General features: G+C 72.7%; 18 protein-coding genes. 12 read left to right on the top strand and 6 right to left on the bottom strand.

What is annotated here, in order from left to right; all coding sequences use genetic code 11:
- The first annotated feature begins 14 nt into the window (after positions 1 to 14).
- The 5 genes from ACIQMV_RS34250 to ACIQMV_RS34230 all read left to right on the top strand — a co-directional run bounded on the left by ACIQMV_RS34250 (position 15) and on the right by ACIQMV_RS34230 (position 9,155).
- Positions 15 to 1,637 carry a serine/threonine-protein kinase gene (locus ACIQMV_RS34250; protein ID WP_141366343.1) on the top strand — a complete coding sequence of 541 codons (1,623 nt, stop codon included), beginning with the start codon at positions 15 to 17 and terminating at the stop codon, positions 1,635 to 1,637.
- Positions 1,638 to 1,711: 74 nt separating this feature from the next.
- Positions 1,712 to 3,370, top strand: a complete 1,659-nt coding sequence (locus tag ACIQMV_RS34245; RefSeq protein ID WP_402597089.1) for a protein kinase — start codon at positions 1,712 to 1,714, stop codon at positions 3,368 to 3,370.
- Positions 3,371 to 3,439: 69 nt separating this feature from the next.
- Positions 3,440 to 5,368: a protein kinase gene (locus tag ACIQMV_RS34240; RefSeq protein WP_402597088.1), complete on the top strand. Its 1,929-nt coding sequence runs from the start codon at positions 3,440 to 3,442 to the stop codon at positions 5,366 to 5,368.
- Positions 5,369 to 5,492: 124 nt separating this feature from the next.
- The gene (locus ACIQMV_RS34235; protein ID WP_402597087.1) at positions 5,493 to 7,106 is read left to right on the top strand and encodes a succinic semialdehyde dehydrogenase; all 1,614 of its coding nucleotides are present in this window, start codon (positions 5,493 to 5,495) and stop codon (positions 7,104 to 7,106) included.
- A 255-nt stretch (positions 7,107 to 7,361) separates the two neighbouring features.
- The gene (locus tag ACIQMV_RS34230) at positions 7,362 to 9,155 is read left to right on the top strand and encodes a GMC family oxidoreductase N-terminal domain-containing protein (RefSeq protein ID WP_402597086.1); all 1,794 of its coding nucleotides are present in this window, start codon (positions 7,362 to 7,364) and stop codon (positions 9,153 to 9,155) included.
- A gap of 792 nt (positions 9,156 to 9,947) precedes the next feature.
- Here the strand turns inward: ACIQMV_RS34230 and ACIQMV_RS34225 are convergent.
- Positions 9,948 to 10,259, bottom strand: a complete 312-nt coding sequence (locus tag ACIQMV_RS34225) for a chorismate mutase (RefSeq protein ID WP_402597085.1) — start codon at positions 10,257 to 10,259, stop codon at positions 9,948 to 9,950.
- A 365-nt stretch (positions 10,260 to 10,624) separates the two neighbouring features.
- Here ACIQMV_RS34225 and guaA point away from each other — a divergent pair, with 365 nt between their 5' ends.
- Positions 10,625 to 12,205, top strand: coding sequence for a glutamine-hydrolyzing GMP synthase (gene guaA / locus ACIQMV_RS34220; RefSeq protein WP_141359265.1), 1,581 nt, complete (start codon positions 10,625 to 10,627; stop codon positions 12,203 to 12,205).
- Positions 12,206 to 12,212: 7 nt separating this feature from the next.
- Here guaA and ACIQMV_RS34215 read toward each other — a convergent pair whose 3' ends face one another.
- Positions 12,213 to 12,686, bottom strand: a complete 474-nt coding sequence (locus ACIQMV_RS34215) for a pyridoxamine 5'-phosphate oxidase family protein (protein ID WP_402597084.1) — start codon at positions 12,684 to 12,686, stop codon at positions 12,213 to 12,215.
- A gap of 185 nt (positions 12,687 to 12,871) precedes the next feature.
- On the opposite strand from ACIQMV_RS34215, the gene ACIQMV_RS34210 reads away from it, so the two are divergent.
- The 3 genes from ACIQMV_RS34210 to ACIQMV_RS34200 all read left to right on the top strand — a co-directional run bounded on the left by ACIQMV_RS34210 (position 12,872) and on the right by ACIQMV_RS34200 (position 15,922).
- Positions 12,872 to 13,672: a class II aldolase/adducin family protein gene (locus ACIQMV_RS34210; RefSeq protein ID WP_141359260.1), complete on the top strand. Its 801-nt coding sequence runs from the start codon at positions 12,872 to 12,874 to the stop codon at positions 13,670 to 13,672.
- Positions 13,673 to 13,865: 193 nt separating this feature from the next.
- Entirely contained in the window at positions 13,866 to 15,137 is a 1,272-nt protein-coding gene (locus ACIQMV_RS34205) for a hypothetical protein (RefSeq protein WP_402597083.1), read from the top strand.
- Between the two features lie 257 nt (positions 15,138 to 15,394).
- Positions 15,395 to 15,922 carry a DoxX family membrane protein gene (locus tag ACIQMV_RS34200; protein WP_402597082.1) on the top strand — a complete coding sequence of 176 codons (528 nt, stop codon included), beginning with the start codon at positions 15,395 to 15,397 and terminating at the stop codon, positions 15,920 to 15,922.
- Positions 15,923 to 15,947: 25 nt separating this feature from the next.
- On the opposite strand, the gene ACIQMV_RS34195 is transcribed toward ACIQMV_RS34200, so the two are convergent.
- Together ACIQMV_RS34195 and ACIQMV_RS34190 are read right to left on the bottom strand one after the other, a co-directional pair.
- A complete protein-coding gene (locus tag ACIQMV_RS34195; RefSeq protein WP_402597081.1) occupies positions 15,948 to 16,190 on the bottom strand; it encodes a hypothetical protein in 243 nt (80 codons plus the stop codon).
- Entirely contained in the window at positions 16,177 to 17,769 is a 1,593-nt protein-coding gene (locus ACIQMV_RS34190) for a PspC domain-containing protein (RefSeq protein WP_402597080.1), read from the bottom strand. The genes ACIQMV_RS34195 and ACIQMV_RS34190 overlap by 14 nt, the downstream gene beginning before the upstream one ends.
- Positions 17,770 to 17,992: 223 nt before the next feature.
- Between ACIQMV_RS34190 and ACIQMV_RS34185 the strand changes: the two genes are divergently transcribed.
- Together ACIQMV_RS34185 and ACIQMV_RS34180 are read left to right on the top strand one after the other, a co-directional pair.
- Positions 17,993 to 19,282 carry a PspC domain-containing protein gene (locus ACIQMV_RS34185; RefSeq protein WP_402597079.1) on the top strand — a complete coding sequence of 430 codons (1,290 nt, stop codon included), beginning with the start codon at positions 17,993 to 17,995 and terminating at the stop codon, positions 19,280 to 19,282.
- Complete coding sequence (locus ACIQMV_RS34180; protein ID WP_141359248.1) at positions 19,282 to 20,001, top strand: response regulator transcription factor; 720 nt, start codon at positions 19,282 to 19,284, stop codon at positions 19,999 to 20,001. The genes ACIQMV_RS34185 and ACIQMV_RS34180 overlap by 1 nt, the downstream gene beginning before the upstream one ends.
- Before the next feature lie 99 nt (positions 20,002 to 20,100).
- On the opposite strand, the gene ACIQMV_RS34175 is transcribed toward ACIQMV_RS34180, so the two are convergent.
- Complete coding sequence (locus tag ACIQMV_RS34175; protein WP_402597123.1) at positions 20,101 to 21,162, bottom strand: NlpC/P60 family protein; 1,062 nt, start codon at positions 21,160 to 21,162, stop codon at positions 20,101 to 20,103.
- Between the two features lie 528 nt (positions 21,163 to 21,690).
- Between ACIQMV_RS34175 and ACIQMV_RS34170 the strand changes: the two genes are divergently transcribed.
- On the top strand, positions 21,691 to 22,044 hold the full coding sequence (locus tag ACIQMV_RS34170; protein WP_225077931.1) for a hypothetical protein: 354 nt from the start codon (positions 21,691 to 21,693) through the stop codon (positions 22,042 to 22,044).
- A 3-nt stretch (positions 22,045 to 22,047) separates the two neighbouring features.
- On the opposite strand, the gene ACIQMV_RS34165 is transcribed toward ACIQMV_RS34170, so the two are convergent.
- Complete coding sequence (locus ACIQMV_RS34165) at positions 22,048 to 23,013, bottom strand: tellurite resistance/C4-dicarboxylate transporter family protein (RefSeq protein ID WP_402597078.1); 966 nt, start codon at positions 23,011 to 23,013, stop codon at positions 22,048 to 22,050.
- Between the last annotated feature and the right edge of the window lie 43 nt (positions 23,014 to 23,056).

The raw sequence follows: 23,056 nt of genomic DNA, 5'->3' as shown, positions 1-23,056 counted from the left end.
GAAACGTGAATCAGATGCAGGGCCTGCTCCTCTCGGGCCGCTACCGGCTCGCCGACGCCATTGGCAGCGGCGGCATGGGCCGGGTGTGGCGCGCGCACGACGAGGTGCTGCACCGGGCAGTCGCCATCAAGGAGTTGACCGCCGCGCTCTACGTCGCCGAGAGCGACCAGGAGGTCCTGCTGGCGCGCACCCGGGCGGAGGCACGCGCGGCGGCACGGATCAACCACTCCGCGGTGGTGACCGTGCACGACGTACTGGAGCACGACGGCCGCCCGTGGATCGTGATGGAGCTGGTCGAGGGCCGCTCGCTGGCGGACGCGCTCAAGGAGCGGGACCGCATGGACCCGGCGGAGGCCGCCCGGATCGGCCTGTGGGTGCTGCGCGCGCTGCGCGCCGCGCACGCCGCCGGAGTGCTGCACCGCGACGTCAAGCCCGGCAACGTCCTCCTCGGCGAGGACGGCCGCGTCCTGCTCACCGACTTCGGCATAGCCCAGATAGAGGGCGACACCACCATCACCCGCACCGGCGAGGTCGTCGGCTCGGTCGACTACCTGGCCCCCGAGCGGGTCCGCGGCCACGACCCGGGGCCGGCCTCCGACCTGTGGGCGCTGGGTGCCACGCTCTACGCGGCGGTGGAGGGCCTGTCGCCGTTCCGCCGCACCTCGCCGTTGAGCACCATGCAGGCGGTCGTCGACGAGGAGCCGCGCGAGCCGCGGCACGCCGGTCCGCTCGCCCCGGTCATCACCGCCCTGCTGCGCAAGGATCCGGCCGAACGGCCGCAGGCGGCGCAGGCCGAGGAGATGCTCGCCGAGGCCGCCGAGGGCCGCAGACCGAGCAGCGCGCAGGCGTACGTGCCCACGCAGGCGACCGTCTTCCTCCCGGAGACCGCCGCGCATCCCGCCGGGGGGTCGTGGCCGCCGGCCGCCACTCCGTATCCGGTGCCCCCGCAGACGGCCGCCGGACCCGTGCAGCAGCACCCCCCGGCCCCGGTACCCAGACGCCGCCTGCGCACCCTGATCCTGATCGTGGCGCTCGCCGCGCTCGTCGGCGGCGGCACCGCCCTGATGCTGCAGAAGTGGGACCAGGACCGGCGGCAGGACTCCGGCACCTCCCAGTCGCCGCCGCCGGATCCCACGCCCTCCCCGAGCACCGACGCCGCGGGCGGACTCCCGGACGGCTGGGTGCGCGTCCACGACCCCTACGGGTTCAGCATCGCCGTGCCCGACAAGAGCTGGCAGCGGCAGGAGTTCGACGAGGCGACCCACCAGGTCGACTACACCCCCGACGGCGGCAAGCACTTCATCCGCGTCGCCGTGGACGACACGCCGGACTTCTCCACCGGCCACGAGCACCAACTCGACCTGGAGGAGCAGCTCCAGAGGCTGGTCGACTACCAGCGGCTGCGCCTGGAGCCGAACACCTACCGCGACCGCCCGGGCTCCCTGTGGGAGTACAGCTGGACGGCCCTGGCGAAGGACATGCCGTTCCCCGGCCCGCGCCACGCCATCGAGGAGACGTACTTCTCCCGCGAGGGCGTCGAATACGCGATCTACATGTCCGCGCCGGAGGAGGACTGGACGCGGACGCGGCAGCAGTTCCAGACCGTGCTCCAGAGCTGGCAGCCGACCGCCGGCTGACTCCGGCCGCGGGCCGCGTCGTTGGCCGGTCGTCGTCCCGGAGGGCGCTCGGCCGATGCGGCATGATGGGGCGTATGGGGATCGAGGGGGACGACTTCCGTGTCATCGCGGGCCGTTACCGCCTGGAGGCGAGGCTCGGACGCGGGGGCATGGGCATCGTCTGGCGGGCGACCGACCAACTCCTCGAACGGCGGGTCGCGGTCAAGGAACTCGCGTTCGACGAGACCCTGTCCGCCGAGGAGGCCGCCCTCCAGCGGGAGCGCACCCTGCGCGAGGCCCGCGCGGTCGCCCAGTTGCGGCACCCGCACATCGTCGTCGTGCACGACGTCGTCGTGGAGAACGAACGCCCGTACATCGTCATGGAGTTGATCGACGGCGGCTCGCTGGCCGACCGGATCGCCGCGCACGGCCCGGTGGACGCCGCCGAGGGCGCACGCATCGGCGTCGCCCTGCTGAGCGCGCTGCGCACGGCGCACGCCGCCGGTGTCCTGCACCGGGACATCAAGCCCGCCAACGTCCTGGTGGAGCCGGGCACCGACCGGATCGTCCTCACCGACTTCGGCATCGCGCGGATGGCCGGCGCGACCACGCTCACCGAGACCGGGTCCTTCGTCGGCTCGCCGGAGTACACCGCGCCGGAGCGGATGTCCGGGGTCAGGACCGGACCGGAGTCCGACCTGTGGTCGCTCGGCGCGCTGCTGTGCACCGCCCTGAGCGGCGAGTCGCCGTTCCGGCGCGATTCGCTGGGCGGCGTCCTGCACGCGGTCGTCTTCGACGACATCCGGCCGCCCGCGCAGGCCGCGCCGATCCTGCCCGTCGTACGCGGGCTGCTGGAGCGCGATCCGGACCGGCGGCTGGCGGCGGCCGAGGCGGAGCGGATGCTGCGCGCCTTCCTGGAGTCGGGCCGCACACCGCAGCTGACGGTCCCCTGCACGCCGACGCAGCGCGGCGTGCGCGTAGCGCCCCACGCGCCCGGGCCGGCGCCGACGGCCGACGCCTCCCCGGCTTCCGCCCGGTACCCCACCCGGAACGTGCTGATCGCCGCGCTGCTGGTGGCCGCCACGGCCGGGGCGGGCGTGTCCGCCGCGGCGCTGCTGATGCGGGGCGGCGACAACAGCGTTGGTACGCCGACGAGTTCGCCCCCGCACACCTCCGACAGCACCCCGGCCGGCACCGCCTCCCCGTCGACCACGCCGGCACCACCGCCGAGCTCGCCGCCCGGTTCGCTCCCCGTACCGGGCTCCACGGTCACCGTCACCCGTGCCGCCCCGCCCGCCGTCGACGGCACCATCGCGCCCTCGGGTTACCACCTGGTCCACGACGCGGCCGGCTTCTCCGTCGCCGTACCGGACGGCTTCACCCGCAAACCGCAGGGCGAGCGGATCTTCTACGTGCCGCCCGGGGAGGCCTTCCGCCTCGGCGTCAAGGTCACCGAACCGGGAGGCGGAGGCCCGCTCGCGGCGATGCGCCACGCCGACGCGGAGGGACCGGACACCAACCCCGGCTACCACGACGGCCGGGTCACCGCCACCACCCACCGCGGACACCCGGCGGCCCTGTGGGAGTTCACCTGGGACGGCTTCAGCGCGGCGGAGGGCCCGCGGCACACCTACGACCTGTGCTGGGAGCAGGACGGGCGGATGTACGACGTGTGGGTGTCGGCTCCGGTCGGCAGGGTGCGCGAGGCCAAGGAGCAGTTCGACGTCGCGGTCGGCAGTTTCCACGCACGGTAGGTCACGGGTCGGTGACCGGATGCGCCCCCTGCTGGAGCCGGCGGAGGCGGTCGCGATATGGATGGACCCATGAGCAACCACGGGGGCGCCCAGCACGGGGCAGACGATCCGACGACTTTCGCCTTGCGACCGCCGGACCCGCAGGCGCGGGTGCCTCACCCGCACAACCCGTACGCCGCGCCCGCACCGGGCGCCGGGGACGGGCAGCCGCACGGCACCGCGGCCGGGCAACCGCAAGCCACCGCGGCCGGCGAACCGCACGGCACCGCGGCCGGGCAACCGCAAGCCACCGCGGCCGGCGAACCGCACGGCACCGCGGCCGGGCAACCGCAAGCCACCGCGGCCGGTCAACCGCACGGCACCGCGGCCGGGCAACCGCAAGCCACCGCGGCCGGTCAACCGCACGGCACCGCGGCCGGGCAACCGCAAGCCACCGCGGCCGGCGAACCGCACGGCACCGCGGCCGGCGAACCGCACGGCACCGCACCCGCGCAGCCGCAGGACCCCGGCGCCGGCCGGCTGATCGGCGGGCGCTACCGGCTGCTCGCCAAGCTCGGGTACGGCGGCATGGGGACCGTGTGGCGGGCCAAGGACGAGACGGTGGACCGCGAGGTCGCCGTCAAGGAGCCCCGCGTCCCCGACCACCTTCCCGAACGCGAGCGTGCCAACGCCTTCGAGCGCATGCGCCGCGAGGCCCGCGCCGCCGCCCGGCTCGACCACCCCGCGGTCGTCAACGTCCACGACGTGGCCGTCGTCGACGGGCAGCCGTGGATCGTGATGGAGCTGGTGCAGGGCCGCTCGCTCGGCGCCGCGCTCCAGGAGGGCACCCTGGACGCCCGTGAGGCGGCCCGGATGGGCCTGGAGGTGCTCGGCGCGCTCGAGGCCGCGCACGCCGCGGGCATCCTGCACCGGGACGTCAAACCGGACAACATCCTGCTCGGCCGGCACGAGAGGATCGTCCTCACCGACTTCGGCATCGCCCAGATCGAGGGCGAGACCAGCCTGACCGACACCGGCGGCTTCGTCGGCTCACCCGAGTACATCGCGCCGGAACGGGTGCTGGGCCGGCGCCCCGGCCCGGCCTCCGACCTGTGGTCGCTCGGCGTGGTCCTGTACGCGACCACCGAGGGCGTCTCCCCGTTCCGCCGCAGCAACACCCCGGCCACCCTCCAGTCGGTCCTCAACGCCACGCCCGCCCCGCCGGCCGCCGCGCGGGGCCCGCTCGCCGAGGCCATCACCGGCCTGCTGCACAAGGACCCGGCGCACCGGCCGCCCGCCTCCCGGGTCCGCGCCCTGCTGGAGGCGGCCGCCGCGCCGCCCGCCCCGGCACCCACGCAGGTGGTGCGGTACGCCGAGGGCGCTCCCGGCGGGCCGCGCGGCCTCCGGTTCGGGCGCGGGGCGTGGCTCGGACTCGGTGCCGCGGTCGTCGCGGCCGCGGTGACGGCGTACGTCCTGATCGCCCGTCCGTTCGCGGGCCCGCTGCCCGAGGGCTGGGCGACCCACCACGAGAAGGACGTCGCGGCGACGATCGCCGTGCCGAAGGACTACCAGCGGCAGGTGCCGGACCGGAAGAACGACAAGAAGCACTGGGTGACCTACAGCGACTGGAGCGGCAGCATCACGGTCGGGCTGCGCCTGCTCAGGAAGTCCGAGGAACCTGAACGCTCCATCAAGGACTCCGCGGCTGCCCAGATGTACGACGACAACGGCACCTACAAGCAGTCCGGCAGCTACGAGTTCGGCATGCCCGAGAACCCGGCGACCCACCCGAAGGATTCGACGTACCACGGCAGGAAGGCCGCCGAGAACACGATCGTCTACACCACCGACGACAGCACGCACCCGATGCCGCGCGAGCTGCGGATGTTCTACTACACGACCGCCGAGGGCGACCTGTACAAGCTCACCGTCGGCTACCCGGGCAAGGGCGACTTCACCGAACGCGGGCGTGAGGTGGCGCGCGCCGCGATCGCCAACCTGGACCTCGATCTCCTGTGACAACGCCCTGATCAGCGTATTCGTTGCCAGTGATCACTGGCGCGCCGTGAGCACTCGGTGAATCCCGTGAATCCCTATTACTGACGGGTACACAAAGCTGCCCGACCGGCATACCCTGCGCGTCATGACGGACGCGCAGGCCCCGGCGAAGACCGGCACCAATCCCCAGGCCCCCGCCCCCGCGGGGGCCCGTACCGCCGCCGACGTGGTGACCCCCGAGCTGGTCGCCCGGCTCACCAAGGGCGTCGCCGGATCCGGGCGGACCGCCAACCACACGCCGTTCACCGGCGACAAGCTCGCCGACCTGCCCGAGTCCACCCCCGAGGACGTGGCCGGCGCCTACGAACGGGCCCGCGCCGCACAGGCGGTGTGGGCCCGGGTCCCGGTACGGCAGCGCGCGGCCGTCCTGCTCCGCTTCCACGACCTGGTGCTCGCCCGCCAGGCCGAGGTCCTGGACCTGATCCAGCTGGAGACCGGCAAGGCCCGCCTGCACGCGCACGAGGAGGTCCAGGCCGTCGCCGTCGCCGCCCGGCACTACGGCCGGCGCGCCGCCGCCTACCTGAAGCCCAAGCGGCACACGGGCGCCATCCCCACCCTCACGCGCGTCACCGAACTGCGCCATCCGCGCGGGGTGGTGGGCCAGATCGCCCCGTGGAACTACCCCCTGGAGCTGTCCGTCGGCGACGCGCTGCCCGCCTTCGTCGCGGGCAACGCGGTGGTGATGAAGCCCGACACCGAGACCTGCCTGACCGCGCTGTGGGCCCGCGACCTGCTCGTCGAGGCGGGGCTGCCCGCCGAGGTGTTCCAGGTCGTCATCGGCGAGGGTCCGGTCGTCGGCCCCGAGGTCGTCAAGCACGCCGACTACGTCTCCTTCACCGGCTCCACCCGCACCGGACGCGAGGTCGCCCGGAGCGCCGCCGCCCGGCTGGTCGGCGTCTCCCTCGAACTCGGCGGCAAAAACGCCATGCTGGTGCTCCAGGACGCCGACATCGAGAAGGCGGCGGCCGGAGCGGTCCGCGCCTGCTTCTCCTCCGCCGGCCAACTGTGCATCTCCATCGAGCGGCTGTACGTCCACGAGGCGGTCGCGGACGCGTTCCTGGAGCGGTTCGCGGCCCGTACGCGGGCGATGCGGCTCGGCACGTCCTTGGCGTACGGCGCCGACATGGGCTCGCTGGTCGGGGAGCGGCAACTGGAGACCGTCACCCGGCATGTGGAGGAGGCCGTCGCCAAGGGCGCCAAGGTGGTGGCCGGGGGCGTCGCCCGCCCCGACATCGGCCCGTACTTCTTCGAGCCCACCATCCTCGACGGCGTCGAGGCCCCGATGGCCGTGTGTACGGAGGAGACCTTCGGCCCGGTCGTCTCCGTCTACCGCTTCACGAGCGACGACGAGGCGATCGAGCGCGCCAACTCCACGCCGTACGGCCTGAACTCGTCCGTCTGGACGAAGGACGCCCGCCGCGGCCGCGAGGTCGCCGCCCGGCTGCGTACCGGCACGGTCAACATCAACGAGGGCTACGCCCCCGCCTACGGCAGTGTCCAGTCACCGATGGGCGGCATGAAGGACTCGGGGCTCGGCCGCCGGCACGGCTCCGAGGGCATCCTCAAGTACACCGAGGCCCAGACCCTTGCCCACCAGCGGCTGCTGCCCATGGCCCCATCGCTCGGCATGGACGACGAGAGGTACGCGGCGTTCATGAGCCGCAGCCTGAGGCTGATGAAGGCGTGCCGTTTCCGCTAGTGCTGTGACCGGAAAGGTTCACCGGCTCGCGACGGCCGGCACGGCACTCCCCCAGCCTTCGGCCGGGGGTACCCCCACGCCGCGTTGTCGCATCACCCGAGTACATCCAGTACGCGGGCAATGCTCCGCCTTGCGAGGCTCCCCCACTGCCCGAAGGGCGTGGGAGGTGCCCCCAGCACCGGACGCCGCGAGCTTCCCGGCACACCTTTCCGGTCACGGCACTAGCCGGCACCCCGTTCCCGACAAGGAGAGCATGTGTCTCAAGACGGCTACGACTACGACGTCATCGTCGTGGGGTCGGGGTTCGGCGGATCGGTCTCCGCGCTCCGCCTGACCGAGAAGGGCTACCGCGTCGGCGTCCTGGAGGCGGGCCGCCGCTTCACCCGCGAGACCCTGCCGAGGAACTCCTGGGACCTGAAGAACTACCTGTGGGCCCCGAAGCTCGGCATGTACGGCATCCAGCGCATCCACCTGCTCGGCAACGTCATGGTGCTGGCCGGCGCGGGCGTCGGCGGCGGCTCCCTGAACTACGCCAACACCCTCTACATACCGCCGAAACCCTTCTTCGACGACCCTCAGTGGCGGGACATCACCGACTGGCAGGACGAGTTGACGCCGTACTACGACCAGGCGCGGCGCATGCTCGGCGTGCGGCTCAACCCGACGACGACCCCCTCCGACGTCCATCTGAAGGCCGCCGCACAGCGGATGGGCGTCGGCGACACCTTCCACATGGCGCCGGTCGGAGTGTTCTTCGGCGACGGCGAGGACGCCGACGGCACGACGACGGCGAAGGCGGGTGAGCGGGTCGCGGACCCCTACTTCGGCGGGGCCGGACCGGACCGCAAGGCCTGCACCGAGTGCGGCGAGTGCATGACGGGCTGCCGGCACGGTGCCAAGAACACCCTGAACGAGAACTACCTGTACCTCGCCGAGAAGGCGGGCGCGGTGGTCCACCCCATGACGACGGTCGTGTCGGTCACGGACGACTCACGCGGCGGCTACGCGGTCGCCACGCTTCCCACCGACAACAAGAAGAAGGGCGCCGGCCGCCTGCTCACCGCGCGCAGGGTGATCCTGGCGGCCGGCACCTACGGCACCCAGACGCTGCTGCACCGCATGAGGGCGAGCGGTCGGCTGACCCATCTGTCCGCGCGGCTGGGCGAGTTGACCCGCACCAACTCCGAGGCTCTGGTGGGCGCCCAGACCGACGACCGGCGCTACCGGAAGGCGACCGGGGAGCCGAAGGCGGACTTCACTCGGGGAGTCGCCATCACGTCCTCCATCCATCCGGACGAGAACACCCACATCGAGCCGGTCCGTTACGGCAAGGGTTCCAACTCGATGGGCGGCCTGTCGATCCTCCAGGTCCCGTACGCCGAGGGCTCGTCCAGAGCGGCGGCCTGGTTGGCCAACGCCGTCCGCCACCCCCTGCTGGTCCTGCGCTCCCTGTCCAACCGCCGCTGGTCGGAGCGGACCATCATCGGCCTGGTGATGCAGTCCCTGGACAACTCCCTGACCACGTACCTGAAGCCGGACGGTGTGGGCAGGGGACTGCTCACGGCCCGCCAGGGGCACGGCGCGCCCAACCCCAAGCAGATCAGGGCCGCCACGGAAAGCGCCACCGCGCTCGCCGCCGAGATCAACGGCTTCGCCGGGTCCAACGTCGGCGAGCTGATGGGCACCCCGCTCACCGCACACTTCCTCGGCGGCTGCCCGATCGGCGCCTCGCGCGAGACCGGCGTCATCGACCCGTACCACCGCCTCTACGGCCACCCCGGCATCTCGGTCGTCGACGGCGCCGCGGTCTCGGCGAACCTGGGGGTGAACCCGTCGCTGACCATCACCGCCCAGGCCGAGCGGGCGATGTCGTACTGGCCCAACAAGGGAGAGACCGACCCGCGCCCGCCGCAGGGTGCGGCCTACGAGCGACTGCGGGCGGTGGAGCCACGGCATCCGGCGGTCCCGGCGGACGCCTTCGGCGCGCTGCGGCTGCCGTTCCTGGGGATGCCGCCGGTGCCGCCGAAGAAGCAGGAACGGCGCCGGTGAACAGGCCTGGAAAGAGAAACCGGTGAACAGGCCTGGAAAGAGAAAAGAGAGAGGACCTGCACCCCCCTCCTGGCACAGGTCCTCCTCCGTCTGCTGATGTGACCCGGGGGGACTGCGAAAGGTTGCGCCCCGGTCGGCAGGATTCTGATGTGTCCTGCGTCACATCCCCGGGGGTCCGTGTCCGCGAGCGCGTATGAGAAGGGCCCCGCGGCCTCGGGCCGCGGGGCCCTTCTCTCGTCGGCACCGACGTCAGGGCAGCGCCGGTGCCCGGGGGAGCGGCGCCGGGGGATTGCGCCGCCTGCCGCTGGCGTGTGCCCTCCGCGCGTCGTGATGCGTCGTCGTGCTCCCCGGCGCACGGGGGGCGCACCGGGTCTCGACCTCTGGCGGTCGGGTGGCGCACCGCGGCGCTGCCGTCCGCGCGGGAGTCCGGAGCCGGGAGCTGTGTGGGCATCGTGTTGGACGAACCTGGCGTCCGCAACCCTTTGATCCGGCCTTGTGTGTTTTTCGTCCCGCCGGCCGGCCCCGGGCGTCCCCGGAGCCGGCCGTTTATCTGGGTGACCGGGCTGCTGTCCCCTGCCGTCCGGTCACTTCCCTGGAGCGAGGTCCCACGACGCGCGGCACGATCCGCACGCCTCATCGCTCCCGAGATCCACGCGTGGTTCTTTCGGGCCCGCCCCTGGCTGGCACGGACACCGGGACAACGAGGCGGGCGGCGCGGCGGTCACGCGCCGTACGGGTGAGAGCGGTGGGACATGAGAGCGGGGGCGGATGAGGAGGGCGGCGGCGAGGGGGTCAGATCCTGCCCCGGCACAGTTCCAGCAAGGTCATCGCCAGGCTTGTGCCCGGCTTGCCCAGGGCGTCCCTGTAATGGCCCAGGATCTCCATCTCACGGGAGAGGTTCACCCGCCGGCCCCCGGAGGCGATCCGGGTCTCCTGGATCACGGCGGAGACGGCCATCCGTTCCTGGATCAGGCCGATGATCCGGTCGTCCAGGGTGTCGATGCGCTCCCGGGCGCCGGTGATCACGTTCGCGGCCTCGTCGGTACGGGCACCGCTCCCGGCGGTGGCTGCCGAGGTCTGGGGCTGTGCTGCGGTGGCGGTCATGGCGGGGGCTCCTCGCTGGTCGGGTGCGGTGCCCCGGATGACAAGGACCACAACGCCAGGCGCCCCGGACCTTGTCGGCCCGGGGCGCCTGGGAAGTCGCTTGTCAGTTGCTCAAGCAGCACGACCATGGCAGCCGGTGGGCCGGGTGCCATAGGTAAACACGAAGGTCGTCTGCGCAAGCATGAAACCAGTATGCCTCGCCCGCCCGTGACGTCCAACACGGTTCACCTGATGAGACGGATGGCTGGACGGGCCCTGGACGGGGCGCCCTGGGCTGCAGTCGTCGAGGCGGCTGGGGAGGTACCCGCGGCCACGTCGGTAGAATCGACAAGCACAAGGCCCCCCCGACCGCCGGAAGGCACCCCGTGTCATCAGCGACCCCCGCTGCCGCCGCCCCCGACACCGTCCTGGTCGTCGACTTCGGCGCGCAGTACGCCCAGCTCATCGCCCGTCGCGTCCGCGAGGCACGGGTCTACAGCGAGATCGTGCCGAGCTCCATGCCGGTTCAGGAGATGCTCGCCAAGAACCCGGCGGCGATCATCCTCTCCGGCGGCCCCTCCTCGGTGTACGAAGAGGGCGCCCCGCGCCTCGACCGCGAGATCTTCGAGTCCGGCGTCCCCGTGTTCGGCATGTGCTACGGCTTCCAGCTGATGGCGCAGGCCCTCGGTGGCACCGTGGACAACACCGGAGCCCGCGAGTACGGCCGTACCGGACTGTCCGTCTCGAAGCCCTCCTCCACCCTCTTCGAGGGCACCCCGGCCGACCAGGACGTGTGGATGTCGCACGGCGACGCCTGCTCCGCCGCCCCCGAGGGCTTCTCGGTCACGGCCTCCACGGACGTCGTCCCGGTCGCCGCGTTCGAGAACGACGAGAAGAAGCTGTACGGCGTCCAGTACCACCCGGAGGTCATGCACTCCACGCACGGCCAGCAGGTCCTGGAGCACTTCCTCTACCGCGGTGCCGGCCTCAAGCCGAACTGGACCACCGGCAACGTGATCGACGAGCAGGTCGCCGCCATCCGCGAGCTGGTCGGCGACAAGCGGGCGATCTGCGGACTGTCCGGGGGCGTGGACTCCGCGGTCGCCGCCGCACTCGTGCAGAAGGCCATCGGCTCCCAGCTGACCTGCGTCTACGTCGACCACGGCCTGATGCGCAAGGGCGAGACCGAGCAGGTCGAGAAGGACTTCGTGGCCGCGACCGGCGTACAGCTGAAGGTCGTGGACGCCGAGGAGCGCTTCCTCACCGCCCTCAAGGGGGTCAACGACCCCGAGGAGAAGCGGAAGATCATCGGCCGCGAGTTCATCCGCGTCTTCGAGCAGGCCCAGGCGGAGATCATCGCGGACGAGGGCCCGGCGGTGGAGTTCCTCGTCCAGGGCACCCTCTACCCGGACGTCGTCGAGTCCGGCGGCGGCACCGGCACCGCGAACATCAAGTCGCACCACAACGTCGGCGGCCTGCCCGAGGACCTCGAGTTCAAGCTGATCGAGCCGCTGCGCCAACTGTTCAAGGACGAGGTCCGCATGGTCGGCCAGGAGCTCGGCCTGCCGGACGAGATCGTCCAGCGCCAGCCCTTCCCGGGCCCCGGCCTCGGCATCCGGATCGTCGGCGAGGTCACCAAGGAGCGCCTGGACCTGCTGCGCGAGGCCGACGCCATCGCCCGCGAGGAGCTGACGGCGGCCGGCCTCGACCGTGACATCTGGCAGTGCCCGGTGGTCCTGCTCGCGGATGTCCGCAGCGTCGGCGTCCAGGGCGACGGCCGCACCTACGGCCACCCGATCGTGCTGCGCCCGGTCTCCAGCGAGGACGCCATGACCGCCGACTGGTCGCGGCTGCCCTACGACGTCCTGTCGAAGATCTCGACCCGCATCACCAACGAGGTCCGGGACGTCAACCGCGTCGTCCTCGACGTGACCTCGAAGCCGCCGGGCACCATCGAGTGGGAGTGAGCCGGTCCTAGGCCCGCCTGAGAGTCCGCACCGGCTCTCCGGGCTTCCAGACCTGGACGACCAGGAACGTGTCGTCCTCGACGAAGGTCCGTACGACCTCCGTCAACTCGGTGCGGAAGAGGTGGAACGGCTGCGGCGGTTCCACCTCTTTCACGTACACGCCCTTCACCTCGGGATCCTCCACCTCGACCGCCCGTCCGGCGATCCGCGCGTCACCGCCGGCCATCGCGGTGTCCGGCCCCGGGTTCGCCTGAAGCGCGAACCTCGGATCCCGGCGCAGATCGAGCGCCTTGAGCGAGCCCGGCATCATGCCGAGCCACAGTTCGCCGTTCAGGAAGCGCACCTCCAGTCCCGTGGTGCGCGGGGAGCCGTCCCCGCGCAGGGTCACCAGGACGTGGTGCGGGAACGCCCTGAACCGCTGCTCGACGGTCGTGGCCAGGTCGGGTTCCGCCGCGGCGAAGGCCGCCCAGTTCGTCGCCATGCCCCGAGTGTGGTGGCGATACCCGACATCCTCTGTCGGGATTCGGCGGCATTCGGCGGCGTTTGGCGGCATTGGGTGGCGGAGCCGGTGCGCTGCCGGGCATCTTCACCGCACCGCGCTCGTATCCTGACCCGTTCGGCGGTAGCTTCCGGCCCGTACGTCGTCGATCCAGCGACGGAGGTCCCATGCACGGTCCCGCCCCCACCCCGCCACCGCCCCTGCCCACCGAGAAACTGCTGTTCGCGATGCCGCCGATGCACGAGTCGGTCGACGACGAGCGCCGGTACCGCAAGGAGCGGCTCGCGGGCGCCCTGCGGATCTTCGGCCGGTCCGGTCTCGAGGACGGCGTCTCCGGCCACATCACCGCGCGCGACCCCGAGTTCAGCGACTGCTTCTGGGTCAATCCCTTCGGGATGCCGTTCCAGCACGTCACCGTGAGCGACCTGGTGCTCGCCAACCAGGACGGGCAGGTGCTCGAGGGCCGCCACCACGTCAACCAGGCCGCGTTCACCGTGCACGCCCAGGTCCACGCCGCCCGCCCGGACGTCGTCGCCGTCGCCCACTGCCACTCGGTGCACGGCCGCGCCCTGGCGGCGCTCGGTGACCTCCTGGACCCGATCACCCAGGAGAGCTGCGCCTTCTACGAGGACCACGCCGTCTACGGCTCCTACACCGGCGTCGCCGTCGACGCGGAGGAGGGCCGCCGGATCGCGGCCGCGCTGGGCTCGCGCAAGGCACTGGTGCTGCGCAACCACGGCCTGCTGACGGTCGGCGACTCGGTGGACGCTGCCGCCTGGTGGTTCCTGGCCATGGAACGCTCCTGTCAGGTGCAGCTGACCGCACGGGCGGCGGGCCGGCCGGTCCTGATCGACCACGAACCGGCGGTCGCGACCCGGGAACAGCTCGGCGGCGACCTGGTGGCGTGGATCAACTACCAGCCCCTGTGGCAGGACATCAGCCGCAGCGAACCCGACCTGCTGACCTGAGGCCTTCGGCACGCTGGACATCTCGCCCATACGGACGTTCCCGCAGCCGGGTCAACCCAGCGTTCCCGGCTTCACCCCCGCTGACCGGACCTGGCGAACGCGGGCGGGGCGGTATAGGGCACAATTCGCCTTCTGCGTAGGGGTGTTGTTGCCGCGGCTGGGCCGCGGGATCCGGGGAAGGCGGGCGTCGGGCGTGGCGGTGCAGGAGGCGAGAGGCGGCGTGGGCGCCCATGGGGGCGGCTGCACCTGCGGGAACTGCCCGCACGGGGCGCGTGCGGGACACCGGCAGGCTGTTGCCGCGTTCCTTCTCAAGCGGGACGAGTTCGCCGCGGGTCAGGGCCTGCCGGCGGCCGTGGCGCACTCGGCGTCGGCCTCCCGGCAGTGGGTCTCGGAGGAGCTGACGCAGTCCGCTGAACTCGTCGCCGAGCGGGGGCGGGCCGAGGGCGAGGCCTGGCTGGCACGGCTGTGGCGCTGGACGGCGTACACGGTGTGGTCGGCGGTCGTACTGCTGCTTCTGGTGCAGGCGTTGACGGCGGTCGGCGCGGGCTGGAGTTCCGCCCGGACCGCGGGACTGCTGGCGGCCGTCCTGGTGGCCGGGGCGCTGACGGCCGCGTCCTGGCTCCACCGGGGGCGTGGCGGGGCGCTCGCTCCGGTCATCGGCGAGGACAACCGGCTGTCCACCTCCCGCGCGGTGGCCGTGGGATGGGTGCTGTTCGTGGCGTACGCGGTGCTGGTGCTGGCGGGCCGGCTCGCCTTGGCCTCGGACCACACCGAGCGCGACGCCCTGATCTCCGGGCTGGACCTGGCCCGGGGCGCCGGTGTGGTCACCGTGCTCGCCGTGGTGTGCGGGATCGCGGTCCTCGTACGGCGGGTGGTCGGACTGCGAGTGCTGGGGCAGCGGCTCCAGAAGGTGCGCGCGGACCGGCCGCGGGCGGCCGACCTGCTGACCGACGACTCGGGACGGGGCGCCTTCACGGACATCCAGTACGTGGTGATCAGCGCCGTCGCGCTGGCGTTCGCGGCGGTGCGACTGGCCCGGCGTCCGGACCAACTGCCCGACCTGCCATGGGGACTGGCGGTGGTGGTGCTGGTGTCGGCGGCGACCTACCTGGCGGGCAAGTACGCCGACGGCGGCCGTCCCGTCGTCCTGTCGGTGGTCCGGGCCCGGGAGGCCGGTGACCTGGACGCGCCGATCCGGACGGGCGACGACATCGAGATCAGGGGCGCCGGGTTCGTCCCGCCGGGTGCGCAGGGAGCCGACCGGCTGGCCCGTATGAGGGTCCGTATCGGCGCGGTCAACGTGCACGTGCCCCTCGTCCCGGTCACGGGCGGCTTCAGCAATCCCACGGACACGGCACTGACCGTTCCCGTCCCGGCGGACGTGGAACCGGGACGGGTCGAGGTGCAGGTGGTGACGGCGGCGGGCGTGGAGACGAACCAGTACACGATCGACGTGATGGAGTAACAGGTGCTGCCGGAGTGCCGGAGTGCCGGAGTGCCGGAGTGCCGGGCGGACGGAACGACGGCGGATGACACCTCCGGCGGATCGGGTGCGGATGGATTTGTGGAGGGCCGTCAGCACCCCGATGCCTTGGGACGCATGAGCCGAAGTCACGCGGAATCCGGAAAAACCTCCCCGCCGGGTTGAGCGGGTCCCGTCCCGCATACGTATGGTCGATTGAGGGGCACACATACGACGGCGGTGAGAGGCGGCTCGCAGCGATGACGCAGGTTCGTACGGACACCCAGCCCATGCATGCCGATCTGATTCCAAGCCGGCGGGACACGGCGGGCCGATTCGCCCTCCTGCCCCTCCGTATCTTCCTGGGCGTCACCTTCCTCTACGCCGGTCTCGACAAGCTCACCTCCAGCGGCTTCATGCAGGACACCGGCCCCGGGTCGATCGGCGAGACGATGCGCGCGGTCCGCGACTCCTCCGCCGTCCCGGCCCTGGTCGACCTGGCCCTGAAGAACCCGGTCGGCTTCGGCTACGGCATCGCCTTCGCCGAACTGGCCGTCGGCCTCGGCACCCTCATCGGTCTGCTGGGCCGCCTGGCCGCGGTCGGCGGCGCGCTGATCTCCCTCAGCCTGTGGCTCACGGTCAGCTGGGCCACCACCCCCTACTACTACGGCAACGACCTCATCTATCTGATGGCCTGGGTGCCCCTGGTCCTCGCCGGCGCCCCGATGCTCTCCGCCGACGCCGTGCTGCGGGTACGGCGACGGCGACGGGCGGGGGAGTACCGATAGCTCGCCACGGGGGAGTGCCGACAGCTCAGCCCGTTCCTCCCCCCGCACTTGTCCCGCCGAGGGTCGCGCGGGCGTCCCGGCGCCTGCGCACGGCCCTGTTCACCACCGCCGCCGCGCCTCCCAGGCACAGGCCGCCGACGACCATCGGGACCAGCAGGAACCACGGGGCCTGCCAGGCACCGGCCGCGTCCCCCGCGTAGACCACGCCCGCGCCGGTGAGGAAGACACCGGACACCAGCTTCCCCGGCTGGAAATCATGGCGCAGCACGGCTCACCTCCGCCTGTCCCACGCCGACCTGGAGCTTGATGTCCAGGGTCCCGGCGTCCTTGCCGCCCGCGGTCGCGGGCAGCGTGATCCTCTGGTGCCGGCCGGGCGCCACGTCCACGTCCTGCGAGGTGTCGCCCGGGAGCCGGATGTCGCCGATCCCCACCTCGATGTTCGCCCGGACGGTCACGCCCGCCGGCACGATCACCCGCAGCCGGCCCACGCCCACCTGAGCCTTCGTCGTCACCGTCGCTCCCTTGCCGAGGCGTATCCGGGTCAGGTCCAAGGTGCCCTCCCCGGTGCCGAGGTGGTATCCGGGCTTGACGCCCGCCGTCGCCGCGGGCTGCCAGGTCTGCTGCCCCCACTGCGTGGTGATGTCCTTCGGAAGCGCGGCGGACGTGCCGAGCAGGGCCGCGGTGACCAGCGCCAGCAGTATCGAGCCGAAGCCCGTCCGGCCCAGGAACGCGCTCACCACCATGCCCAGGCCGAAGACCGCGAGCGCGCAGGCAAGACCGGCCTGGAGGCTGGTGCCCAGAGCGCCGTCGTCCCAGGTCAGGCGGGTGCCGAGGGCGCCTGCGAGCAGGGCCAGCAGGAAGACCCAGCCGCCGATCCCGCGCGGGCCGCGGGGGCGGGGCGGCTCGGTGCGCACCGGACGGGTGTACTCGCCGGCGTGCGCGCCGAGGCCGATGTTGACGGCCGCGGCGACGTCCCGGTCGCGTGAGTCGCGGGGGCCCCACAGATAGCCCGTGCCGCCGACGTGGGTGCCGTCCTTGACGATCGGGTCGCGCCACCAGGAGGGGTAGATCGTGGGCACCGGCGGTGCCTGGGCCTCCGGCGGTGCGTCGGCTGCGGCCTGGGCGGCCAGCGGGTCGGGGCCGGGGGCGCCGCGGTGCTGCGACCAGTACCCGGCGCCGGCGAGGAGCAGGGACAGGACGACGCCGAAGGAGAGCACACTGCCGTTGCCCAGCATGGACAGAAAGACCCCGCAGCCGACCAGCGCGAACAGCACGGCCGCGAGAGCCGGTCCGTCCACCCGGCCGGTGAGGAGCTTGCGCACCTCGTTCTCCTCCTCGTCGTCGTACGGCACGAAGAGCCAGGCGAAGCCGTAGAAGATGAGGCCTATGCCGCCGGTCGCGGCCAGCACGGCCAGCGTGATCCGGAAGATCACCGGATCCATGTCGCACTGCCGCCCCAGACCGGCACAGACGCCGCCGATCACCCTGTGCGCCCGGTCCCGCCGGTACTTCGGCACACCGTCGGTGCCGCCCGCTCCGGTGTCGGTCCCGGCGCGCGCCCCGGCAGCGGTGCCGGCTCCCGCCGTCCCGGTCTCCGGCCCGGCGGCCGGATCCCGGTGTTCGGCCGCCCCCGTCGTGCCCGTCACGCTCTCCCCTCCCATCCCGTCGGCCGAGCCCGGCCGTTCGTCCGCGTGCGGCGCTCCCGGCTGTCCGGGTGCCCGCGGCTGTTCACCCGCACGCGCACCCGCACCCGCGCCGGGCACGGCGTCCCGTGGCCCGGTGCCCGGGGACGGGCCCGGGCCGGAGCCGGGTTCCGGACCCCTCGCGGCGTGCTGGTGATTCGTCATGCGTCCATGGTGACGGGCGTGCGGTCGTGGCGGGAGCCGGGACGACCCTGGGCGAACCCTGATTCGCCCCTGAGCCGTGGCCGGGGACGCGTTCGACAGACCGTGGGGCCGCGACCCGGGGGCTTTTCGAAGAACCCTTTCGACGAGCGGATTCGAAGATCAGGGGAGTCTAGGGGGCGGACCCTGATGCCCCCGCCCCGCAGGGCGTGTGACCATCAGTGGCATGCCGGAAGCCGCAGCAGTGCCCCTCGACGACCCGCGGCCGCCGCGCAAGCTCTACCGCAGCAGCGACGGACGCTGGCTCGGCGGAGTGGCGCGGGGCCTGGCCGGTCATCTCGGGCTGCCCGTGGTCTGGGTGCGGCTCGTCTTCGTCGGCCTGTTCATGGCCGACGGGCTCGGCGCGCTGGTGTACGCGGCCTTCTGGTTCTTCGTGCCCCTCGGGGTCGGCGGCGTCGGCGACCAGAAGCCGCCGTCCCTGGTCACCACCGAGACCTCGCCGGACGGCCGCCGCAGAATCGTCGCCCGCAAACCGGACAAGGGCCAGATCGTCGCCCTGCTCCTCATGGTCGTCGTGGCGATGGTCTTCGTCGGCAGCGTCAATCCGGGCAACGGCGCCAAGGCCTACCTCCTGCCGGCCGTCCTCGTCGCCGCGGGCGTCGCCCTGGTCTGGCGCCAGGCGGACAACGCCCGCCGGGCCCGCTGGGTCGAGGTCGGCCGCCGACGCCGTACGCTCACCCTGGCCCGGGCCGGAGCGGGCGTCCTGCTGGTCACGGCCGGCGTCTCCGCCATCTTCGTGATGCAGGGGTCCGCCGCCCATCTCGGCTCGGTCCTCCAGGCGGCCCTCGCCGTCCTGGTCGGCATAACCCTGCTCGCCGGCCCCTACCTCGTGCGCATGACCCAGGACCTCTCCGAGGAGCGTCTGATGCGCATCCGTGCCCAGGAACGGGCCGAGGTCGCCGCCCACGTCCACGACTCGGTGCTGCACACCCTGACCCTGATCCAGCGCAACGCGGAGAACGCGGGCGAGGTGCGCCGCCTGGCCCGGGCCCAGGAGCGCGACCTGCGTGCCTGGCTCTACAAGCCGGAGGGCAACGGCAAGGACGAGGCCGACGAACCGGCCACCCTCGCCGAGGCGGTCAGGCGCAACGCGGCCGAGGTCGAGGACAAGCACGGCGTCCCCATAGAGGTGGTCGTGGTCGGCGACTGCCCGCTCGACGACCGGATCGGCGCACAGATGCAGGCCGCGCGGGAAGCCATGGTGAACGCCGCCAAGTACGGTGGCGAGGGCGGCGCCGTCCAGGTCTACGCCGAGGTCGAGGCCCGGACGGTCTTCGTGTCCGTCCGGGACCGCGGACCCGGATTCGACCTCGACGCGATACCCGCCGACCGGATGGGCGTCAGAGAATCGATCATCGGCCGTATGGAGCGCAACGGGGGGACGGCCCGGCTGCGGGCCGTGCCGGACGGCGGCACGGAGGTCGAGCTGGAGATGGAGAGGGCGGAGAACACGTGATGAGCGACCCGACCGAGACGAACGGTACCGCGGGAGCGGAGACGACAGGGGCGGGCGGGCGGCACGTGCGCGTGGTCCTCGTCGACGACCACCGCATGTTCCGCACCGGGGTCCAGGCCGAGATCGGCCAGACCGAGCAGACGGGCGTCGAGGTCGTCGGCGAGGCCGCGGACGTCGACCAGGCGGTCACGGTCATCACCGCGACCCGGCCCGAGGTGGTTCTGCTGGACGTCCATCTGCCCGGCGGCGGTGGAGTGGAGGTGCTGCGGCGCTGCGCGGCGCTGACCGCCGACACCGAGCGGCCCGTGCGCTTCCTCGCGCTGTCCGTGTCGGACGCGGCGGAGGACGTGATCGGCGTGATCCGCGGTGGAGCACGCGGCTATGTGACGAAGACGATCACGGGCACCGACCTCGTCGACTCGATCTTCCGGGTCCAGGAGGGCGACGCCGTCTTCTCCCCGCGCCTGGCCGGTTTCGTGCTGGACGCCTTCGCCTCCACCGACGCCCCGCCGGTCGACGAGGACCTCGACCGCCTCACCCAGCGCGAGCGGGAGGTGCTGCGCCTCATCGCCCGCGGCTACGCGTACAAGGAGATCGCCAAGCAGCTCTTCATCTCCGTCAAGACGGTGGAATCCCATGTCTCCGCGGTGCTGAGGAAGCTCCAGCTCTCCAACCGCCACGAGCTGACCCGCTGGGCGACGGCACGCCGGCTGGTGTGACCCACCTGTAGGCACGCCAACGCGATCACGACGTCCAGCAACGGCACGTCACCGCGCGGGCGGTGCCGACCGCCGGTGCGCGTCCCGGTCCGGACTCCCTCACGCCACCCGTGTCGCCCCCGCGAAGGGCATCTGGTCGACCGGGGCCAGGCGGACCGGGGCCGAGGGGTTCGGGGCGTGGATCATCCGGCCGTTGCCGACGTAGAGGCCGACGTGGCTGATGCCGGAGTAGAAGAACACCAGGTCGCCGGGGCGCAGTGCGGAGCGTGGGACACGCCGGCCCGCGCTGATCTGGGCGTAGGTGGTGCGGGGCAGCGAAACCCCGGCGGAGCGGTAGGCGGCCTGGATCAGGCCCGAGCAGTCGAAGGCGTCGGGCCCGGTCGCGCCCCACACGTAGGGGCTGCCGAGCTTCCGGTAGGCGTAGGCGACGGCCGCGGCCGCGCGGGAACCGGGGGCGGTGACCGGGGCCGGGTCGCCGAGTGCGTCCCGGGCGCCGGTGCCGTGGCGGGCCGCGGACCCGGTGTCCCCGCCCGCGCCGATCGCCGTGCGCTGCTGCGGGGACAGCCCCGCCAGCAGCCGCCGGGCCTCGTCCAGTTTCGTGGTGACCGTCTTCTTCTGCCGGCGCAGTTCCGCCCGCCGTGACCGGAACGAGGTCAGCTCGACGCGTGCGTCCCCGCGCAGCCGGCCGATCTCCCGGAGCTGCCGGCGCACATCGGCCACGGCGGCCGTCTGCCGGACGCCCGCGCGCTCGGCGAACTCGGCCCCGTCCAGGTACCGCCGGGGGTCGTCGGACAGCATCAGCCGCACCACGGGGTCGATCCCGCCGTCCCGGTACTGCGCCGCGGCGATCGAGCCCAGTGCGTCGCGGGCGGAGTTCAGCCTCTCCTGCCTGCGGGCGGCCTCGTCGCCCAGTGCCTTCAGCCGCTTCTCGGCCGTGTCCGTCTTCTCCTTCGCACCGTCGTACTTCTCGGTGGCGGTCTCCGCCTCCTGGTAGAGCCTGTCCACCGTGGCCTTGATCTGCTCCGGCGCCGGCCGCGGAGCGGCGTGCACGGTGCCGTCGAAGCCGGTCGCCGTCGCGGCGCCCGCGAGGGCGATCGTGGCGGCCGTACGGACGGTGCCTCCGCCGAGCGAGCGCTGTCGGAGCCTGCGGTGCGCTGCCACGTGGAGCGTCACGTCCCTTCTGCCGGCCGCGGAGGCGGGGTCCTGGTCCGGCGACGGCCCGCACAGGGGGAGCAGCCCGCCGCCGGACGTCTCGGTGGTGGCGTCCGGCCGTCGCCCCTGGCCCGGGCGGCGGTGAAGCCGGTCACCTGGGGGAGGAGCTAAGCCGCTCGGTGAGCGCCGGGTGAGGTCTTGTACGGAAGTGGCGGCAGGGGATCGCCAGGTGACCGTATGCGACCGCGATCCCGTTCCGGGGATGCTGCCTTCACGCGCTGCGATGACCGATGCGCGGATTTCCGGGGCATCCGGGCTGGGCGAGGTGCTATGGGTCGCATATATGCGGCAACCGGCAGGCGTCCGCTTGTGTCCACCTGGTTCCTGTGTCCGCCGGCGTCCGGCGTCGGCGTGCGCGCGCGGGTCCCCTGTCCGCCGGCGTCCGGCGTCCGGCGTCGGCGTGCGCGGGCCGGCGTGCGGTCGCTCGGGACGGGCCGGTGCCGGGAGCGAAAAGGCCGCTGGTTAGGCTCCGGACTCATGGACGTACTCATCCATCTCTTCGTCGGTCTGCACATCGTCGGTATCGCCGCGCTGCTCGGCGGCTTCCTCACCCAGATGAAGGCGATGGGCCGCGGCACGGCCCGGTTCGTGCCGGCGATGCTGCACGGCGCGCTGACGATGCTGGTCACCGGCGTGGTCCTGGTCGGCCTCAACCAGGCCCAGGGGCACCACGTCGACAACATCAAGATCGGCGTGAAGCTGGCGCTGCTGATCGTGATCCTCGGCCTGGTCTACGTCAAGCGGGACGACGAGAAGGTGGACAAGGGCCTGTTCGGCCTGGTGGGCCTGCTCACCACGGCGAACATCTTCATCGCCGTGCTGTGGACGTGACGCTCAGCGCAGCGCCCTGAGCTCCGCGTACGCGTCCAGGACCGCGCCCGCGGCGACGGCCAGCCACGCCGCCGCCGCGACCCACAGCAGCACCTCCCCGAGCCCCCGCGACGGGACGTCCGCGGCGGCCGCGACGGACACGCTCGCCGCCGCCGTCATGCCCATCGGGAAGACGGTCGACCAGCGGCGCACGTCGTAGCGCAGCCGGGGCCGTACCAGCTCCGCGACGACCAGAACGGCGTACCAGCACAGGCCGAGCACGAGGAGCGCCAGGGTCACCGCCCGCAGCACACCGCTGTCGTCGGCGTCCCACAGATACATGCCTCCGCCGCCGACCGCGATCAGCCGGGCGCCGGCCAGAGCCGAGATCGCCAGTGCCCCGCCCGCGATCCAGTGGTCCCCGTGCCCCTCGAGCAGCTGCCGCAGGTCGAAGCAGTACAGCGCGAAGACGTACAGCACGAGCCCGATCCAGAAGAACACCAGCGCGGCGTACGCCGGCCAGGCCACGGTCTGCGCCTTGGCCAGAGTGGCCGCGAGCACGGCCAGGCCCTCGGTCGCCACGCAGCTCAGGAACACCGCCCCGGGCATCGGCCGACGGTAGTTGCGGACCACCAGCACCAGCAGCCCCGGCCACAGTACGAAGGCCAGCGCGAGCAGCGCCTCCGCGAGGGTCCGCCACCCCAGCGCCGTGAAACGGGTCCCGAGCACGGTCGTCGCCGCGACGGCGGTGAGGGCGCCCGGCGTCCCCGCCTCCCGGATCCATCGCGGCCGGTCGCCCAGCAGCCGCAGGACGAAGTCCGCCGCCAGCGTCAGCCAGGCGAAGCAGCCCACCGCGAGGACCACGCGGGACAGCAGTTCGTAGCCCGTCAGATGCAGGGCGACCGACACGATGCCGGTGGCCATCACGGCGGCCCCGGCCGCCGGGGGGCGCTGCGCCAGCCAGGCGCGGAAGGGTGAGGTGCCGGGCATGGCCCGATGCTAAGGAGCTTCGCGCGCCCCAGCGCGGGGCACG

The sequence above is a fragment of the Streptomyces sp. NPDC091412 genome (genome assembly GCF_044756885.1).
Classification (GTDB): Bacteria; Actinomycetota; Actinomycetes; order Streptomycetales; family Streptomycetaceae; genus Streptomyces.
Note: the sequence above shows the minus strand (reverse complement) of the source record. Positions and strands in the feature narration are given on the sequence as shown.